18 protein-coding genes are annotated in these 17,347 nt (G+C 71.7%); 7 read left to right on the forward strand and 11 right to left on the reverse strand.

The features are described from left to right. The first annotated feature begins 19 nt into the window (after nt 1–19). Nucleotides 20–1,924 (forward strand): hypothetical protein, encoded by a 1,905-nt coding sequence (locus ABD331_RS06020; protein ID WP_344471338.1) that lies wholly within the window; start codon nt 20–22, stop codon nt 1,922–1,924. On the opposite strand, the gene ABD331_RS06025 is transcribed toward ABD331_RS06020, so the two are convergent. Next, nucleotides 1,919–2,146: a hypothetical protein gene (locus tag ABD331_RS06025; RefSeq protein WP_344471340.1), complete on the reverse strand. Its 228-nt coding sequence runs from the start codon at nt 2,144–2,146 to the stop codon at nt 1,919–1,921. The genes ABD331_RS06020 and ABD331_RS06025 overlap by 6 nt on opposite strands. Then, nucleotides 2,143–2,508, reverse strand: a complete 366-nt coding sequence (locus ABD331_RS06030; protein WP_344471342.1) for a hypothetical protein — start codon at nt 2,506–2,508, stop codon at nt 2,143–2,145. The genes ABD331_RS06025 and ABD331_RS06030 overlap by 4 nt, the downstream gene beginning before the upstream one ends. An 83-nt stretch (nt 2,509–2,591) precedes the next feature. Here ABD331_RS06030 and ABD331_RS06035 point away from each other — a divergent pair, with 83 nt between their 5' ends. From ABD331_RS06035 to ABD331_RS06045, 3 genes are read left to right on the forward strand one after another with little or no spacing between them, the layout of a single operon-like run. Then, nucleotides 2,592–3,341 carry a GntR family transcriptional regulator gene (locus ABD331_RS06035; protein WP_344471343.1) on the forward strand — a complete coding sequence of 250 codons (750 nt, stop codon included), beginning with the start codon at nt 2,592–2,594 and terminating at the stop codon, nt 3,339–3,341. 8 nt (nt 3,342–3,349) lie between these two features. Continuing rightward, on the forward strand, nt 3,350–3,787 hold the full coding sequence (locus tag ABD331_RS06040; protein WP_344471344.1) for a GNAT family N-acetyltransferase: 438 nt from the start codon (nt 3,350–3,352) through the stop codon (nt 3,785–3,787). Between the two features lie 15 nt (nt 3,788–3,802). After that, the gene (locus tag ABD331_RS06045) at nt 3,803–4,603 is read left to right on the forward strand and encodes an endonuclease/exonuclease/phosphatase family protein (RefSeq protein ID WP_344471345.1); all 801 of its coding nucleotides are present in this window, start codon (nt 3,803–3,805) and stop codon (nt 4,601–4,603) included. 16 nt (nt 4,604–4,619) lie between these two features. Here ABD331_RS06045 and ABD331_RS06050 read toward each other — a convergent pair whose 3' ends face one another. Together ABD331_RS06050 and ABD331_RS06055 are read right to left on the reverse strand one after the other, a co-directional pair. After that, the gene (locus tag ABD331_RS06050; RefSeq protein WP_344471346.1) at nt 4,620–5,060 is read right to left on the reverse strand and encodes an outer membrane protein assembly factor BamD; all 441 of its coding nucleotides are present in this window, start codon (nt 5,058–5,060) and stop codon (nt 4,620–4,622) included. A gap of 34 nt (nt 5,061–5,094) precedes the next feature. Next, nucleotides 5,095–5,514 (reverse strand): hypothetical protein, encoded by a 420-nt coding sequence (locus tag ABD331_RS06055; protein ID WP_344471348.1) that lies wholly within the window; start codon nt 5,512–5,514, stop codon nt 5,095–5,097. A 93-nt stretch (nt 5,515–5,607) separates the two neighbouring features. Here ABD331_RS06055 and ABD331_RS06060 point away from each other — a divergent pair, with 93 nt between their 5' ends. From ABD331_RS06060 to ABD331_RS06070, 3 genes are all read left to right on the forward strand, one after another. Then, on the forward strand, nt 5,608–6,288 hold the full coding sequence (locus tag ABD331_RS06060; RefSeq protein ID WP_344471350.1) for a response regulator transcription factor: 681 nt from the start codon (nt 5,608–5,610) through the stop codon (nt 6,286–6,288). Further along, nucleotides 6,285–7,523, forward strand: a complete 1,239-nt coding sequence (locus ABD331_RS06065; RefSeq protein ID WP_344471352.1) for a sensor histidine kinase — start codon at nt 6,285–6,287, stop codon at nt 7,521–7,523. Before ABD331_RS06060 ends, ABD331_RS06065 begins: the two co-directional genes overlap by 4 nt. Nucleotides 7,524–7,674: 151 nt before the next feature. Beyond that, nucleotides 7,675–8,037 carry a PepSY domain-containing protein gene (locus ABD331_RS06070; RefSeq protein ID WP_344471354.1) on the forward strand — a complete coding sequence of 121 codons (363 nt, stop codon included), beginning with the start codon at nt 7,675–7,677 and terminating at the stop codon, nt 8,035–8,037. A gap of 35 nt (nt 8,038–8,072) precedes the next feature. Here ABD331_RS06070 and ABD331_RS06075 read toward each other — a convergent pair whose 3' ends face one another. From ABD331_RS06075 to ABD331_RS06105, 7 genes are all read right to left on the reverse strand, one after another. Further along, nucleotides 8,073–8,843 carry an endonuclease/exonuclease/phosphatase family protein gene (locus ABD331_RS06075; RefSeq protein ID WP_344471356.1) on the reverse strand — a complete coding sequence of 257 codons (771 nt, stop codon included), beginning with the start codon at nt 8,841–8,843 and terminating at the stop codon, nt 8,073–8,075. A 33-nt stretch (nt 8,844–8,876) separates the two neighbouring features. Continuing rightward, nucleotides 8,877–9,554 carry an HNH endonuclease family protein gene (locus ABD331_RS06080; protein WP_344471358.1) on the reverse strand — a complete coding sequence of 226 codons (678 nt, stop codon included), beginning with the start codon at nt 9,552–9,554 and terminating at the stop codon, nt 8,877–8,879. Nucleotides 9,555–9,611: 57 nt separating this feature from the next. Continuing rightward, nucleotides 9,612–12,767 carry a 2Fe-2S iron-sulfur cluster-binding protein gene (locus ABD331_RS06085; protein ID WP_344471359.1) on the reverse strand — a complete coding sequence of 1,052 codons (3,156 nt, stop codon included), beginning with the start codon at nt 12,765–12,767 and terminating at the stop codon, nt 9,612–9,614. After that, the gene (locus tag ABD331_RS06090) at nt 12,764–13,006 is read right to left on the reverse strand and encodes a sarcosine oxidase subunit delta (protein ID WP_344471361.1); all 243 of its coding nucleotides are present in this window, start codon (nt 13,004–13,006) and stop codon (nt 12,764–12,766) included. Before ABD331_RS06090 ends, ABD331_RS06085 begins: the two co-directional genes overlap by 4 nt. Continuing rightward, entirely contained in the window at nt 13,006–14,208 is a 1,203-nt protein-coding gene (locus ABD331_RS06095) for a sarcosine oxidase subunit beta family protein (RefSeq protein WP_344471363.1), read from the reverse strand. Before ABD331_RS06095 ends, ABD331_RS06090 begins: the two co-directional genes overlap by 1 nt. Beyond that, nucleotides 14,205–16,637 carry a GcvT family protein gene (locus ABD331_RS06100; RefSeq protein WP_344471365.1) on the reverse strand — a complete coding sequence of 811 codons (2,433 nt, stop codon included), beginning with the start codon at nt 16,635–16,637 and terminating at the stop codon, nt 14,205–14,207. The genes ABD331_RS06095 and ABD331_RS06100 overlap by 4 nt, the downstream gene beginning before the upstream one ends. Before the next feature lie 82 nt (nt 16,638–16,719). Continuing rightward, on the reverse strand, nt 16,720–17,337 hold the full coding sequence (locus ABD331_RS06105) for a GNAT family N-acetyltransferase (RefSeq protein WP_344471367.1): 618 nt from the start codon (nt 17,335–17,337) through the stop codon (nt 16,720–16,722). Nucleotides 17,338–17,347 lie beyond the last annotated feature (10 nt).

Consider the following 17,347-nt stretch of genomic DNA (forward strand, 5'->3'; position numbering starts at 1 on the left):
GATCCCCCAGGGAGCTCCCATGATCAGCGGGTTGTACCAGGGACAGGACGGCGACTCCCGGCTGGCGCTGCGCGTCGACGTCGACGGCGCCAGGCCCATGGGGCGGGTCAGCGGCGACCTGTTCACCGTGGCCGGGGCGACCACCTCCTACGTCGGCTCGTTCGTGACCCACAACCCCGCCGTGCAGGACGGGCGGATCCAGGGGATCGGGGAGTTCACGTTCGGCACGCCGGTGCACGACGTGAGCATCACGATCACCGAGGAGTCCGCGACGGCCGCGGTCGCGGGGCGCACCTACCAGGTCTCGTTCGTCTCGCCGCACTTCCGCAGCGCGCTGCTGGAGGTGGACTCCGTGATCGGGACGGTGCCGTTCGCGGCCTACCCCACCGGGTCGCTGCCGGGGCCGGGCGGGTCGCCGGCCAGGGACCTGACGGTGGTGTCGGCGTACGCGGAGGCGGGCATCGAGCTGACCCTGGCCGAGCCCGGCGTGATCCCCGTCGAGGGGTCGGGCATGGACCTGGCCTGGGACGACGCCGAGCTGCACCACGCGATGACCCGGCACTTCAGCGCGTTCGGCGACGCCGTGGCGTGGCGGCTGTGGCTGCTGGTGGCCAGCAAGCACGTGGGCGGCTACCGGGGCATCATGTTCGACTACAACGACGCGCACCAGCGGCAGGGGGCCGCCGTCTTCTACGACGCGATCAAGGGTGACACGCCACAGGCACAGCGGGCGCAGCTCCGCACGTACGTGCACGAACTCGGGCACGCCTTCAACCTCCTGCACTCCTGGCAGAAGAACCTCGCCACCCCGCCCCAGCCCCTCGGCCCCAGCGGCGGCTTCGGCGACCTGTCGTGGATGAACTACGTGCAGAACTACCGGCCCGGCGGCGAGCAGGGCTACTGGGCCGCCTTCCCCTTCCAGTTCACCGACGCCGAGCTGATCCACCTGCGGCACGGCTTCTACCGCGACGTCGCCATGGGCGCGAACGCCTTCGGCACCGGCGCCGCCGAGATCGACGCCTTCGAGCAGCCCGTCGAGGACCGCTCAGGGCTGCGCCTTGAGCTGCGGGCCAAGGAGTCGTACGAGCTGGGCGAGCCCGTCGTCGTGGAGCTCAAGCTGGCGTACACGGCCGAGCCGCGCACCACGCACGGCCACCTGCACCCCGACACCGAGTTCACCCAAATCTCGATCACCCAGCCGGGCGGCAGGACCGTGCTGTACCGGCCGATGATGCGGCACTGCGTCGACACCTCCCCCGAGATCCGCCTCGACCCGGGCAACCCAGCCATCTACCGCAGCGCGTACATCGGGCACGGCCGGGACGGCCACTACTTCCAGCTCCCCGGCGAGTACCAGCTCCGCGCCCAGTACATCGCCGCCGACGGCTCCCGCATCGTCTCCCCCGCCTGCCCGATCAGGGTGCGCCTGCCCGTCAGCCGCGACGACCACCTGGTGGCCGAGCTGATGCTGGGCGAGGACCAGGGCAAGCTGTTCTCCCTGATGGGCTCCGACTCGCCCGCGCTGCGCTCGGGCAACGAGGCGCTGGACGAGGTCATCAGCCGGTACGGCGACCACCCCCTTGCCGTCTACGCCCGCCTGGTCAAGGGGCTCAACGCCGAGCGGGAGTTCAAGGAGCTGACGCCGGGCAACCGGCTGCGCATCCGCCCACCGGACCCGAAGCAGGGCATCGAGCACCTGACGGCCGTGGCGCGGGACGCCAGCATCGACAACATCACGCTCAACCTGGCGATGCGGCGGCTGGCCAGGGCGGAGGCGCGGCAGGGTGACATGGTGCGGGCGAACGCGGTCATGGACAAGATGGTCGCCACGTTCGAGGCCAAGGGGGTCAACGAGATCGTCCTGGGGCAGATCCGCCGCCAGGCGGAGCTGACGAAGGCCGCGCTGGGGGCCGAGATGTCATGAGGGTGTCGTGCATGCGTGGGCTGCGAGGAGGGCATTCCATACGCGGCGGGCGTCGGGGTAGCGGCCGCGCCCGGTCTCCTCGTGGCCGTGGTCGCCGCAGCGGCGCAGGACGAGGAATCTGCCGCCCTCGGAGCACCATTCCAGGGCGCCGCAGCATGAGGTTTCGATGACGCGGGTGACGGCGGTGTGGGGCTGGTGCGGCTGCCACTGGATGCGGGTCATCTGCTCTCCCAAAGCTCTCCGTAGGTCATCCGGCCCCGCCTTGTCGGGCACTCGCCATAGGCGTCAGCGAGGGTGGACATCGCACTCCAGGCCTGGCGGGTATCGGCTGAGGGCAGGTCGTCAGGGTAGTGCAGCTCGAAACGCACCTTCAGGCCGGACGGAGTGCGCTCGATCATGGTGACGAGATTGAGCTTTCCGCTTGCCCTGGAACGTGCCAGAGCCCAGGCGAACAGCTCCCGGGCCAGTTCGTGAGCGTCGTCGGCACGGGCCGGTAGGAGCGTTTCGAGGAGGGCTCTCACGTGACGCGCGGCCGTTGCACCGCTTTCGTCCCGGACGGGGTACTTCTGACTCCAGGCCGTCACAGGACCTCCGCAATTGAATACTCAGCTCGGTATCTGTATAGCCATATAGGGAGCTGAATGCCCACGCCGTCAAGCTGGATAGCGTGACCGAGGCTTTGTATGTCCGGATTGCCGCAGATCTCCGACGTCGCATCGTGAGCGGCGACTTCCCACCAGGCAGTCGCCTGCCCACTCGCGAGGAGTTGTCAGCCGAGTACAAGGCAGCCCCTGGTGTCATTCAGCAAGCCACCAGGATCCTCATCCGGGAAGCTCTTCTGCTCAGCCGTCCAGGCGCCGGGATGTTCGTCCGCGCACGTCCTGAGCGTCGCCCTCTCGTCCGAAGCTGGTACCAGGATCGCCTCGCACAACAACTCGAAGAACAGGGCCGCCAAGGCACACGGTCCTACGCGTCCGACACCATGCAGGCCCCGCCCGAGATCCGGGAGCGCCTGGGACTGGGGACACCGGACGGGCACCACCACGACGTGATGCGCACCGCCTACACGTTCGCCTCGGACGACGAAGGCCCATGGATGCTCGTCACCAGCTGGGAACCCTTGAGCATCACCAAGGGCACCGCCATCGCCTTTCCCGAGGCCGGCCCGCATGCGGGGCTCGGTATCCCGCATCGCATGGCCGCCGTCGACATCACTGTGGACTCCTGGCAGGAGGAGGTGTCCGCACGGCCTGCCTCGCCCGAGGAGGCGAGACAGCTCGGCATCGGTGCGGGCGCGGTCGTGGTGGCGATCGAGCGTGCCTACCATGCCGGAGATCAGGTGGTCGAGGTGGCCGACATCATCGTGCCCGCCGAATCGACGAAACTCCTCTACAACGGCCCCGTCGGCGAGCGCTGATCACCGGCATGTTCCGCGAGGCCAGACCCGGCGACTTCGACCAGATCATGCACCTCTACGGCCAGCTCCACCCCCACGACCCCGTACCGGAGGACGGATCCGCCTCAGCGACCTTCCGGCGGATCCTGGACACCCCGGGCCTGCATCTCTTCGTGCTCGAACAGGACGGGCAGGTCGTCGCCACGACGTACCTCAACGTCATCCCCAACCTCACCCGCGCCGCTTCCCCCTACGCCGTCATCGAGAACGTCGTCGTCGACAAGACCTTGCGCGGCACCGGCCTCGGCAAGCAGATCATGGCCGCCACTCTGCGAGCCGCCTGGGACGCCGGCTGCTACAAGGTCATGCTGATGACGGGCTCGCGCACGCCCGCGACCCACGCCTTCTACCGGGCCTGCGGCTTCTCGGGCGACGCCAAGACCGCGTACGTCGCCCGGCGAACATGATCTACCGTCGTACGCGTGCGGATCATCTCTCTCAACGCGTGGGGCGGCGCGATGTTCGACGACCTCGCCCGCTGGCTCGACACCTGCGACGCCGACGTCCTGTGCCTTCAGGAGGTGACCCACACCCCGACGGCCGGCGGCTGGACCAGGTTCGAGGACGACGAGCGGTCCCTGCCACAGCGGGCCGACCTCCTCGGCGACGTGCGCGCGCTGCTCCCCCGCCACCACGGCCTGTTCGCCGTGAGCGACTCGGGGCCGGTCCAGGACCAGGAGGGCCGTACGCACCGTGAGGACTTCGGGCTGGCCACCTTCGCCGCCACGGCGCTGCCGCTCGTCGGCGTGCGGTCGGCGTTCGTGCACGGCGCCTACCTCGAACACGACCGCTACCCGAGCGGCGGCCGGCCCCGCGCCGCGCTGGCCGTACGGGTCTTCGACCGGCCGGCGCGGCGGTTCGTCACCGTCGTCAACCTGCACGGCCTGCGGGACCCGGCGGGCAAGGCCGACACCCCGGAGCGCCTCGCCCAGGCCGAACGGCTCGCGGGCCTCGTCGGGAGCGTGCGGGAGGACGGCGACCTGACCGTGGTGTGCGGTGACTTCAACGTGCTGCCCGGCAGCGAGACGTTCCGGGTCCTCGCCGGGCTCGGGCTGACCGATCTGGTGCTGGGCGCCGACACCAGGACCTCCCGCTATCCCAAGCCCGTACGGCACGCGAGCTACCTGCTCGTCTCCGACCCTGCCGCCGTCAAGCACTTCGAGATCATGGCCACGCCCGAGGTGTCCGATCACCGCGCCCTGATACTCGACCTCCAGCGCTGAGCGAGGACCGGCCCTGTCAAGGACGGGTCGTCGAGGCGGTCACCCGGTCGCTCGGCAGGGCCGGGTTCCTGCCGAGCGCGATGTACCACCGCTCGCCCTTGCGCTCCATCAACAGCGTCTCCGCGTACCGTCCGCCGGCTCCGGCGCCTTCCAGCCGGGCCTTCGCGACCTTGGGGGTGATCTCGCTGCTGATGTCGACGGTCGCGAGCGTGATGCCCTTCCCCCCGTACGCCGCCAGCCGTCCGCGGATCGCCTCCGACGGGTCGTTCAGTGGCGGCGCGAGGCGGGCGATGGCCTCGTAGTCGTTGTCGTTCAGCCCTCTCACGTAAACGTCGACGGCGGTTCGCGGATCGGGCGCTCCCGTTTCTGGCTCCGCCCCGGCACAGCCGCCCAGGGCGAGGCATCCGGCGAGTATCACGCCGAAGACCCGCCCGGGGCTTGAGCTGACGCGGCTCATGTCGCGCAGTCTAGGTCCGGCGCGCGGATCCTGGTCAGCTCCGGGCGACCGGTATCCCGCCGGCACAGGTGATGGTCAGTTCGAGCTCCTCGCCCTCGTCCGGCTCGAATTCCACCTTCGCCTCCCGTGCCGGCCCCGACTCGACCTCGTCCACCGAGTAGTCCTGGGCGGGGCTCCACGAGCGCAGCGCCACCAGGCCGGCGGCGTCGCAGGAGGCGATCACCGTGCCGCCCGCGCTGCGGATCAGCTTGCCCTGCGCGGCCTGCGAAGGCGCCGCGCTCGCCGTCGCGGCGGCGCGGGTGGTGGCGGTGGCGAGGGCCGCGCGGACGTCCTCGCGGCTGAGCACGTGGCTGTCGGTGCCCGTCAGGCCGTTGCCGAGCAGGCCGAGCACCGCCACGGCGGCGCCGGTGGCGGCGAGCGCGGTGACCACCCACGCGACGACGAGCTTCTTCATGCCACTCAGGTTTCCCCACGTACGGCTAAGGCCAGGTTAAGGCGACGCTAAGGCTGCCCGGGGCATCGCCGATGACCGTCTACGTTCTTGTATATGGCGGACATCCTGCTCATCGAGGACGACGTGGCGATCCGGACGGCGCTCAGCCGGGGGCTGCGGGACCTGGGTCACGCCGTCTCCTCCTCGCCCACGGCGCTGGAGGGGCTGCGGCTGGCCGTGCAGGACCGGCCGGACCTGATCGTGCTCGACCTGGGGCTGCCGGACCTCGACGGGGTGGAGCTGCTGCGGATGTTGCGGGCGGTCAGCCGGGTGCCGGTGATCGTGGCCACGGCCCGCGACGGGGACGCCGAGATGGTGCCCGTGCTGGACGCGGGGGCCGACGACTACGTGGTCAAGCCGTACAGTGCGGCGCAGCTCGATGCGCGGGTGCGGGCCGTGCTGCGGCGGGCGGGCGGGGCGGCGCCCGAGGAGCCGTTGCAGGTGGGGGCGTTGCGGGTGGATCCGCGGGCGCGGACGGCGACGCTGGACGGGGCGGCGCTGGATCTGACGCCGCGCGAGTTCGACGTGCTGAACTATCTGGCGGCGCGGCCGGGCGAGGTGGTCACCAAGCGGGAGCTGCTGACCGAGGTGTGGCAGCTTCCCTACGGCGGCGCCGACAAGACGGTGGACGTGCACCTGTCGTGGCTGCGCAGGAAGCTGGGCGAGACGGCCGCTGAGCCGCGTTACCTGCACACGGTGCGCGGGGTCGGGGTGAAACTGGTGGATCCGTCGTGAGGCGGTGGCTGGCGCTGCTGGTCGCGGCCACGACGTCGCTGGTGCTGATCGCGCTGCTGGTGCCGATGGCGCTGCTGATCCGCGCGGTGGCCGAGAACGGGGCCATGAGCCGGGCCACGGCCGCCGCCGAGTCCGTGGCGGTCGCGGTGGGCACGCCCGACCTGGGGCTGGCGGTGGAGCAGGTGTCGCGTCCCGTGACGGTGTTCCTGCCGGACGGGCGGACGGTCGGAGAGAAGGCCGATCGGTCCGATGCCGTACGGCTGGCCGCCACGGGCCGCAGCGTCACCGCGCAGGCCGGCGGGGGCAGGGAGGTGCTCGTCTCGGCGCAGTCGCCGGGCGGGACGGCCGTGATCAGGGTGTTCGTGCCGGATTCGGAGCTGATGCGGGGCGTGCGGGAGGCGTGGCTGGCGCTGGCGCTGCTTGGGATCGGGCTGGTGGCGCTGGGCATCGTGCTGGCCGACCGGCTGGCGCTGGCCGTGACGCGGCCGGTGGACGGGCTGGCGCGGGTCTCGCACCGGCTGGCCGGCGGCGATCTGACGGCCAGGGCCGAGCCTGGCGGGCCGCCCGAGGTGCGTTCCGTGGCGCTGGCGCTCAACCATCTGGCCGGGCGGATCGACGAGCTGCTGGCGGCCGAGCGGGAGTCGGTGGCCGACCTGTCGCACCGGCTGCGCACGCCGCTGACGGGCCTGCGGCTGGACGCCGAGTCGCTGCGCGACCCCGAGGAGGCGGCGCGCGTTCAGGCCAGGGTGGACGCGCTGGAGCGGGCCGTGAGCGCGGTCATCACCGAGGCGCGGCGGCGCTCGGCCGGGCGCGACTCGTGCGACGCGGCTGCGGTGGTGCGGGAGCGGGTGCTGTTCTGGTCGGTGCTGGCGGAGGACCAGGGGCGGGAGGTGTCGGTCTCGGTGCCCGAGGAGGAACTGCCGGTCGCGGTGGGGGCGCAGGAGCTGGCGGCCTGTGTGGACGCGCTGCTCGGCAACGTCTTCGCGCACACCCCCGAGGGGGTGTCCATGACGGTACGGCTCCAGCCCCGCGCCAAAGGAGCCCTGCTGACCGTGGAGGACGCCGGGCCGGGGTTCGAGCCCGCGCTGCTGGAGCGGGGGAACAGCGGCGGCGGCTCGACGGGGCTGGGGCTGGACATCGCGCGGCGGACCGCCGAGTCCTCGGGCGGCGGGCTGGCCGTCTCCAGGTCGGCGCAGGGCGGGGCCCGGGTGGAGCTGGCTCTCGGCGCGCCCTGACCCGTGGCCCTCGCCCCACCCTGACGCGTGGCCCTCGCCCCACCCCTGACGCGTGGCCCTCGCCCGCCCTGACGCGTGGCCCTCGGCGCCTTCTCGTCGCCTTAACCGGCCTTTAGCGCGCGATTACCCCAGATGGCGGTTTCGTAAAGGCATGCGAATCACGAAGAAGCTCATCGTTGCCGGAATCGTCTCCGTCGCCGCCACCGGCGGTGCGGTCTACGCGACCGCCGCCTATGCCTCCGAGGCCGCTCAGCCCCTCCCCGCCGTCGCCCCCAAGGTCACGGCCGAGCAGGCCATCGGGATCGCGCTCAAGCAGGTGCCGGGCTCCTGGGTGAGCGAGCTGGACTTCGACAGCCGGGGCCAGCAGGCCGACGTCTGGGAGCTGGAGCTGACCAAGGGCGCCGAGCGCCACGAGGTGGACGTGGACGCCGCCTCGGGCAAGGTCACCAAGCAGCAGGCCGACCAGGACGACGACGACCAGAACGACGACGGTGACGACGGCGACGACGACTGATCCCATTACGGCGCCGGCCCGTGAGGCCGGCGCCGTCAGCGCACCATTCTCATGACGAGCGGCCGGTGGTCGGACAGCGTGGAGGTGAGCACCGAGCCGCTGGTCGTGGTGACGCCCCGGGTGTAGACGTAGTCGATGCGGGCGTCGCCGTGGGTGGGCTTGTTGGCGTGGCGGGCGCCGGTGTCCGTCCAACCGGCGCTGACGAACCGCTTGGACAGCGCGTCCGTCGGCAGCGCGTTGAAGTCGCCGGTGAGGACGATCCCCGTCCTGGTGCCGAAGTAGTCGAGCACCTTGGCGGCCTGCGCCTCGCGGCGGCTGACCGAGGTCGCCGACAGGCCTGGCGACAGGTGGGTGGTGAACACCCGGAGCTGCGCGCCGCCGCCGAGGTCGAGCCTGACCCCGGCCATGGACCGGTTGACGGGGCAGGTCGCGAAGTCGCTGAGCTTGATCGTCACCCGCTCGACGATCTTGTAAGAGGACAGGATCGCGTTACCGGCCTTGCCCGGCTGCGGATCGTCGCAGGGCCCCACGTCGTCGCCCGCGCCGAAGTGCGCGTTGTCGGTGATGTCCCAGCCCAGCTCGTCGGCGAGCATGCGGACCTGGTCGGCGTCCGGACGGCGGTGGATCTCCTGCAGCGTGACCACGTTGGCGCCGCTGTCGCGGATCACCTTGGCCATGGCCTTGATGTCGGCGTTCTCGCCGTGGATGTTCCAGTCGAGCACGACCACGTTCGCGGTCTCGGCTTGCGCGGCGGGTGCCACCATGACGGCTAACAGGGCGAAGCCTGCGATCACATGACAACGCATGACTCGTGATCTTACGTTATGAACCTGTGATCGTCAGCAGTTGTCCAGGATGCCCTTCATGGCGTCCTTCTCCGCCGAGGTCAGCCACAGCTCGTACTTGGCCTTCACGTCGATCTGCTTGGCGATGTACGTGCAGCGGTAGGACTTGCGGGGCGGCAGCCAGGTGGCGGCGTCGGAGTCGCTCTTCTGGCCGTTCAGCGGCCCGTCCACGGCCATGAGGTTCATCGGGTCGTTGGCGAACTCCTTGCGCTTGGTCGCCGACCACTGCTGGGCGCCCTTCTGCCAGGCGTCCGAGAGCGGGATGACGTGGTCGATCTGCACCTCGGTGCTGGTGTCCTGGCCGCGCTTGAACTTGATGGTCTTGCCGCTGTACGGGTCGTGCAGGGTGCCGGTGAGGACGATGCAGTCGTGCGTGCCCGACTTGAACGTCTCGTCCTCCAGGTCGCGCTTGAGTATGTCGTTGCGGGTGTCGCAGCCGTTGCGGTCCACGTCCGCCCACGCCGGGCCGAACTTCTCGCGCTCGAAGCCGGTGCGCGGGGCACGGCCCTTGACCGTCAGCTTGGCCAGCTTCTTCTTGGCGTCGGAGACCGACGCCGGGTCGGCCTTGGCGGCCTTGCCGCCGCCGTCCGACTGCTGCACGGCGTCGAGCCCGCCGCAGCCGGTCAGCATCGTCGCCGTGGCCAGACCCGCTATGAACGCCCGCACCCGCACGCCCGCTCCTCAGACTTTCGTAGGTTCGTAAAGTCTAAGTAATGCCCAGATATGGATCTATATTGCGTCGATCAACCACTCGGCGAGGTATCGGGTGAAAGATGAGCGTACGTAGATGCGGTACAGGTCGGGCGCGCGGCGTTCCAGGATGACCCCGGTCTTGCCGAGCAGCGTCTGGGCGTGGCCGGGGAAGACGTCCGGGTGCAGGTCGAGGGGGCAGCCGGTGATCAGTACGTCCTCGGCCCCCGGTCCTGACAGCTCCAGGATCGTCCGCTGCCCCGAGACGTCCACCCAGCCCGGCCCTCCTGTCCCGATATTTCCGGACACGAGCCACCAGGACGGCCCCAGCCGCAGCCCCACGCCCGGATCCGCGCCCCGCACCTCCCACATCGGCTCGAACGGCACCTCGCGCAGCCGCACCCGCTCACCGCTCACCGCCGCGAACCGGCCCGCGAACGCGGCGGCGGGGCTCTCGGCATACGCCTCGGCGACCCGGGTGACGGGCGCTCCGGTCAGCGGCTCGCCGTCGCGACGGGCGTTGTCCGGGTCGTAGAAGACGGGCTCCACGACGGTCACCGGGCGCGCCACGGCCCCGGACACGGCCGTCAGCCGGTCCCCCGGCTCCACCTGCCTGGCCAGCGCCAGGCAGAACGTGCGGCCGAGCGCGGCACTGCGATAGCTGGAGGTCACGTGGCCCAGCATCGGCGCCACGCCATCCTGCACCACGCCGTCCGCGACCCCGCCGTCCGGGGCGACGAGCTGGGCACCCTCCTCGACCAGCGCCGCCGGATCGTCCGGTAGCAGCCCCACCAGGCGCTTGCGATCGCTCCTCGCGGTGTCCGGCCGGGCGTGCGAGCGCTTGCCGACGTAGTCGGGCTTGCGCCGGGAGACGATCCACGACATGCCCAGGTCCTGCGGGGTGACGGTCCCGTCGGTCTCCTGGCCGACGATCGCGAACCCCTTCTCGGCCCGCAGCACGTGCATGGCCTCCGTCCCGTACGGCACCGCCCCCAGCTCCAGCACCGCCTCCCACAGCGCCCGCCCGTACGCCCACGGGACGTTCACCTCGTAGGCCAGCTCCCCGGAGAAGCTGATCCTGAACACCCTCCCGGCCACGCCCATCACGTCGGTGGCCGCGTACCGCATGAACGCCAGCTCGGCCGCGCCCGGCGCGACGGCCGAGACGACCCGCCTGGCGTGCGGCCCGGCCACCACGACGGTCGCCCAGTGGTCGGTGACGGACGTGAACGACACGTCGAGGCCGGGCCACTCCGTCTGGTGCCACTCCTCCAGCCAGTCGAGCACCGCGGCGGCGTTGCCCGTGGTCGTGGTCATCAGGAAGTGGTCCTCGGCGAGCCTGGTCGTGGTGCCGTCGTCGAGCACCATCCCGTCGGCCCCGCACATCAGGCCGTAGCGGCAGGCGCCGACGGCGAGCGTGGAGTACAGGTTCGTGTAGACGCGGTCGAGGAACGCGCCGGCGTCCGCGCCCCTGATGTCGATCTTGCCGAGGGTGGAGGCGTCCATGGCGGCCACGCCGGTGCGGGCCGCGCGGCACTCGCGCAGCACGGCCTCCTCCATCGGCTCGCCGTCGTGCGGGAAGTACCAGGGGCGTTTCCACTGGCCGACGTCCTCGAACACCGCGCCCCTGGCCACGTGGGCGTCGTGCATGGCGGTGGTCCTGACGGGGTCGGACAGCTCGCCCCTGTCGCGCCCGGCCATGGTGGCGAACGACACCGGCACGTACGGGGGGCGGAACGTGGTGGTGCCGACCTGGCCGGGCGCCGCGCCGAGCAGGGCGGACATGACGCCGGCGACCACCGCTCCCGAGGTCTTGCCCTGGTCGGCGCCGGTCCCGGCGGTGGTGTAGCGCTTGACGTGCTCGACCGAGCGCATCCCCGTCCCGGCGGCCCTGGCGAGGTCGGCCACGGTCACGTCCCTGTGCAGGTCCGCGAACGCCAGGTCGCCCTCGACCAGCCACAGGGCGGCGGGCGGGCGCAGCGGCTGCTCGTCGCACTCCGGGACGCGCAACCCGTTGACGTGCCGGGCTCCGGCCGCCCCTTCCCCGCCGTACTCCGGCTGGGGTCCTTCAGAGGAGGCGAGGGCGCGTGCGGCGGCCTCCGTGCCGGCCGTGTAGCCGTCGGCGATGGCCTCGCGGGTGCCGTACAGTCCCCGGCAGGCCCCGGCCGACCGCTCGGCCTGCGCTGAGTCGCCCGGGACGAACGCCTGCAGCGTGTCGTCGAAGCGCACCCGGCCCTGCGACTGGCTGAACAGGTGCACGGCCGGGTTCCAGCCGCCCGCGACGGCCAGCAGGTCGGCCTCGACGTGCCGCGCGCCCACCTGGACGCCGTTCAGCACGCCGTCCGCGTCGCCCGTCGTGCCGGTGACGACCTCGCCCGCGACGCGCGGGTCCACCACGGCGGCGATCTCCACCCCGGCCGCCGCCAGGTCCCTGGCCGCCTCGTACCCGGAGTCTGCGCAGGCGAGGACGACGGCCCGCCGCCACGGCGCGACCCCGTACCGGTTGGCGTAGGAGCGGGCGGCGGCGGCCAGCATCACGCCGGGCCGGTCGTTGCCGGGGAAGGCGAGCGAGCGCTCGTGCGCCCCCGTCGCCAGCACCACCTCGCGCGCCCTGATGTGCCACAGCCGCTCCCCGCGCGCCCTCCGCTCCACGGCCACCACGTAGTTGTGGTCGTGGTAGCCGACGGCGGTGGTGCGGGTGAGCACGCGTCCCGGCAGGTCGAGGCCCGCCACCCAGTCGAGCGCGGGCGCGCCGTCGAGCAGCAGCCGCGAGTTCAGCAGGTCGCCGCCGAGCCGGGGCTGCTCGTCCACGAGGATCACCCGCGCGCCCGAGCGGCCCGCCGCCGCCGCGGCGGCCAGCCCGGCGGGCCCGCCGCCGACCACCAGCACGTCGCAGTGCAGGTACCCCTTGTCGCAGCGGCGCTCGTCGGCGGCGTCGAGGTCCACCCGCCCCTTGCCGCGCAGGCTCCACGCCTCCAGCCCGTCGTACAGCTCCACCACGGTGGCCGCCAGCATCGGGTCCGCGCCCACCCTGACCAGCGCGTTCGGCTCCTCGGGGCCGGCGGTGAAGACGCCGCGCGGCCGGCCCAGCCCGGCGCTGCGGCCCACCACCCTGACGTCGTTGCGCAGCAGCGCGGCGGCCAGCGTGTCGCCCGGCTCGCCGCGCAGTTCGACGCCGTCGAACGTGAATCTCATGCGGGTTTCCTGACCTCGTGGGTGACCGTGTGCCGCTCGACGGTGAACCAGGCCCGGCAGCCGTGCGCGTGGAACCAGCGCTCGTGGAACCAGCCCTTGGGGTTGTCGCGCAGGAAGAGGTAGGCGGCCCACTGCGCGTCGGTGGTCTCGCCGTCCGGGTAGGAGATCCCGGCCTGGCCGCCGTAGTGGAACTCGTTCTCGTCGCGGGGGCCGCAGTGCGGGCAGTCGAGGAGCATCATCAGTGCGCCACCGCCGCCGCGCCGTGCTCGTCGATGAGCGCCCCCGTGGTGAACCTCTCCAGCGCGAACGGCTCCGCCAGCGGGTGCGGCCGGCCGTGGGCGATCGTGTCGGCGTACACCCAGCCGGAGCCGGGGGTGGCCTTGAAGCCGCCGGTGCCCCAGCCCGCGTTGATGTAGAGGCCGTCCACCGGCGTGCGGCCGATGATCGGCGAGGCGTCGGGCGAGACGTCCACGATGCCCGCCCACGTCCGCAGCACGCGGACGCGGCTGAAGACGGGGAACAGCTCCAGCGCCGCCGCCATCTGCGCCTCGATCACCTGGATCCCGCCCCGCTGGCCGTAGGAGTTGTACGCGTCGATGCCCGCCCCCATGACCAGCTCGCCCTTGTGCGCCTGGCTGACGTACACGTGCACGGCGTTCGACATGACCACGCAGTCGAGCACCGGCTCCAGCAGCTCCGACACCAGCGCCTGGAGCGGGTGCGACTGCAGCGGCAGCCGGATCCCGGCCCGCGCGGCCAGCACCGAGGTGTGCCCGGCCGCCGCGAGCGCGACCTTCCCCGCGGCGATCCTGCCGCGCGAGGTCTCCACGGCGACGACCCGGTTGTCCGTGATCTCGAAGCCTGTGACCTCGCATCCCTGGATCAGGTCCACCCCGTACGCGTCGGCCCCGCGCGCCAGCGCCCAGGCCACGTGGTCGTGCTTGGCGATGCCGCCGCGCCGCTGCAGCGTGGCGCCCATCACCGGGTAGCGGGCCCGGCTCGACACGTTGATGATCGGGCAGAACTTCCTGACCTCGTCAGGGTCGAGCCACTCGGCGTCCACGCCGTTGAGCCGGTTGGCGTTGACCCGGCGCCTGCCCTCGCGCACGTCGCTCAGGTTGTGCGCCAGGTTGAGCACGCCGCGCTGGCTGAACTGCAGGTCGTAGTCCAGCTCCGCGCTGAGCCCCTCCCACAGCTTGAGCGAGTGCTCGTAGATCGCGGCGCTCTCGTCCCACAGGTAGTTGGAGCGGATGACCGTGGTGTTGCGGGCCATGTTGCCGCCGGCCAGCCAGCCGCGCTCCAGGACGGCCACGTTCGTGATGCCATGATTTTTCGCCAGGTAGTAGGCGGTGGCCAGGCCGTGACCGCCGCCGCCGACGATGACGACGTCGTAGGCGGGCCTGGGGTCGGGGTTGCGCCAGAGGAAGTCGGGGTGGGTCAACGCCTGATCTTCTCCATCCCTGGGTCGAACAGCGGCTCGGCGGCGACCTCCGCGGGCACGCGGCGGCCGAAGTAGGAAATATCGACGTTCGTCCCGGGCTCGGTCAGCTCGGCCGGCAGCCAGGCGTAGGCGATGGGGGCGCCGATGGTGTGCCCGTAGGCGGCGCTGGTGACGTACCCGACCGTCCGGCCGCCGTGCCCGACCGGCTCCTTGCCCATCACGACCTCGGCGCTGAGCAGCGGCACCAGCTTGCGGGTGACGTTCTTGGTGAGCGCGTCACGGCCGATGAAGTCCTTGTCGTCCCTGACGGCGAAGCCCAGCCCCGCCTCGTACGGGGTGTGCTCGGTCGTCATGTCCACGCCCCAGAGCCGGTAGCCCTTCTCCAGCCGCAGGCTGTTGAACGCGGCCCGGCCCCCGGCGACCGCCAGCCCCGGCGCCCACAGCGTGTCCCAGAGCTTGAGGCCCAGGTCGGCCGTGGTGTACAGCTCCCAGCCCAGCTCGCCCACGTACGAGACGCGCATCGCGAGCACCGGCACCTGCCCGACATATCCGGACTTGCAGCCGAAGTAGCGGAAGTTCTCGTGCGACAGGTCCAGGTCGGTCAGCCCCTGCACCAGCTCCCTGGCTTGCGGTCCCCACACGCCGACGCAGCACGTCCCCGGCGTCAGGTCGCGCACCCGCACCCCGCCGGGCGCGTGCCTGGTGAGCCAGTCGAGGTCGAGGTTGCCGTTCGCGCCGACCTGGAAGGTCTCCTCGTCCAGCCGCGCCACCGTCAGGTCGGACCTGATGCCGCCCCTGACGTCCAGCAGCAGCGTGTACGTCACGGAGCCCGGCTTCTTGTCCACGTTGTTGGTGGTCATCCGCTGCAGGAACGCCGCCGAGCCGGGCCCGCTGACCTCGATCCGCTTCAGCGGGGTCATGTCGAACAGCGCCACCCCCTCCCTGGCGGCGTGCGACTCGGCCGCGGCGATCGGCGACCAGTAGCGGCCCGCCCACTCGTCCCGCCGCTCCGCGCCCGCGGCGTCCCGTGGCAGCTCCGCCAGCAGCGGCGCGTTCGCCTCGAACCAGTGCGGCCGCTCCCACCCCGCCGCCTCCAGGAAGAACGCGCCCAGCTCCCGCTGCCGGGGGTGGAACGGGCTGGTGCGCAACGGCCGCGGCGACTCCATCGGCTGCAGCGGGTGGATGATGTCGTAGACCTCGACGAAGTTCTGCTTGCCGCGCTCCTCGACGAAGGCGGGCGAGAGCTGCGTGCGCTCGAAGCGGCTCAGCTCGCACTCGTGCAGGTCGATCGTCGAACGCCCGTCCACCAGCACCTCGGCCAGCGCCCGCGCCACCCCCGCCGAGTGCGTCACCCAGACGGCCTCCGCCAGCCAGAACCCGTCCAGGTGCGGGGCCTCGCCGATCAGCGGGAAGCCGTCGGGGGTGAAGGAGAAGATCCCGTTGATGCCGTCCTCGTACTTGGACTCGGCCAGGGCGGGCAGCAGCTCGACCGCGTCGCGCCAGGCGGGGTCGAAGTCCTCCTCGGTGAACGCCTGCACCGACGGCATCGTGGTGGACCTGGGGCCGATCTCGTGCTGGGCGACCGGCATGGGGCGGTGGGAGTAGGAGCCGATGCCGATGCGGTCGCCGTGCTGCCTGAAGTACAGGTCGCGGTCCTGGTGGCGGAGGATCGGGCCGGGGCTCAGCTCGCCCAGCGGCCCGGACTTGGCGTACTGGTGGGCCAGGGGCAGCAGCGGCACGGTCAGCCCGGCCAGCTTCCCGACCGACGGTCCCCAGAACCCGGCCGCGCACACCACCACGTCCGCCGGAATCGTCCGGTACTCCCCCGACTCGTTCGTGTCCGCCGGGGTCGTCCGATGCTTCCCCGACACCACGACGGACACGCCCGTGACCCGGCCGCCCCGCTGCTCGACGCCGACCACGGTGTGCCCCGGCAGGAACCTGGCCCCGCGCTCGACCGCCCGCTCCGCCTGCGCCCTGCCGCACGCCACCGCCGCGGCCAGTCCGTCACTCGGCACGTGGAGCCCGCCGAGCACCCGGTCCCTGTCGAGCATCGGCCACAGCTCCGCGCACTCGGCGGCGTCGAGCAGCCGCGCCTCGACGCCCCACGACTCGGCCCAGCCGAGCTTGCGGTGCAGGTCGGCCCAGCGCTGCGGGGTGGTGGCCACCTCCAGCCCGCCGACCTGCCTGAAGCAGTCGCCGCCCAGCGCCGTGTACTTGGCCACGGTGTAGGCGGCGAACTCGGTCATGGTCTTGGACGGGTTGGTCTGGAAGACCAGGCCGGGGGCGTGGGAGCTGGATCCTCCGGCGGCGAAGAGCGGGCCCTGGTCCACGACCGTGACGTCCGTCCACCCCCGCTCGGTGAGCTCGTCGGCCAGGGCACAGCCCACGATCCCGGCTCCCACGATCACCAGACGAGGTCGGCTCATGGCGCCTCCGGTTGTTCCTTAATACGCAACACGCACCGGACTACGCAACGACCATAGATTCCAGAACCCGCCGGAACAAGAGCTACCGCACCGGCGAGGTGTCCCTTATGAGATACGTGACCACACCCGCGTCCGGCACCGCCAGCTCCTCGAACCCCAGCCGGTCGTAGAAGGCCCGCGCCGCCACGTTGCTGGTCAGCATGCTCAGATGCAGGCCGGCCACCCCCGCCTCGCGCAGCCCGGCCACGAAAGCGCCCATCAGCCTGCGCCCCCACCCCTTGCCCTGCCACTCCGGCAGCAGGTCGATGTGCAGGTGCGCCGGGTGCTCGGCCAGCTCGGGCAGGATCATCCGCTCCGGCCGGTTGTGCAGGGCCAGCATCGCGTCGTCCGGCGTCACGGGCGGATCGGCGAGCGCGGGAAGCGCCGCGCGCGGGATCCACTCCTCGCGGTAACGCCGCACGAACCGCTCCGTGTCGGCGGTGCCTACGATGTAGCCGACGGCGTTGCCCGCACCGTCGTCCACCACGTGCGCGTGCTCTGGTTCGAGGATCACGTACGGGGCGGCGAACAGGTCACCCATCAGCCGGTCGGAGGCGTAGTGGCCGCGGGCGTCGCCTCCGGCGTCAGCGGTGCGCACGCAGATGTCGTAGACGGCGTCCAGATCCTGGGACTGGTACGAACGCACATAAGGGGAGATCATTCGCGACAAC

It is taken from the genome of Nonomuraea monospora (assembly GCF_039531895.1).
GTDB classification, from domain to species: Bacteria; Actinomycetota; Actinomycetes; order Streptosporangiales; family Streptosporangiaceae; genus Nonomuraea; species Nonomuraea monospora.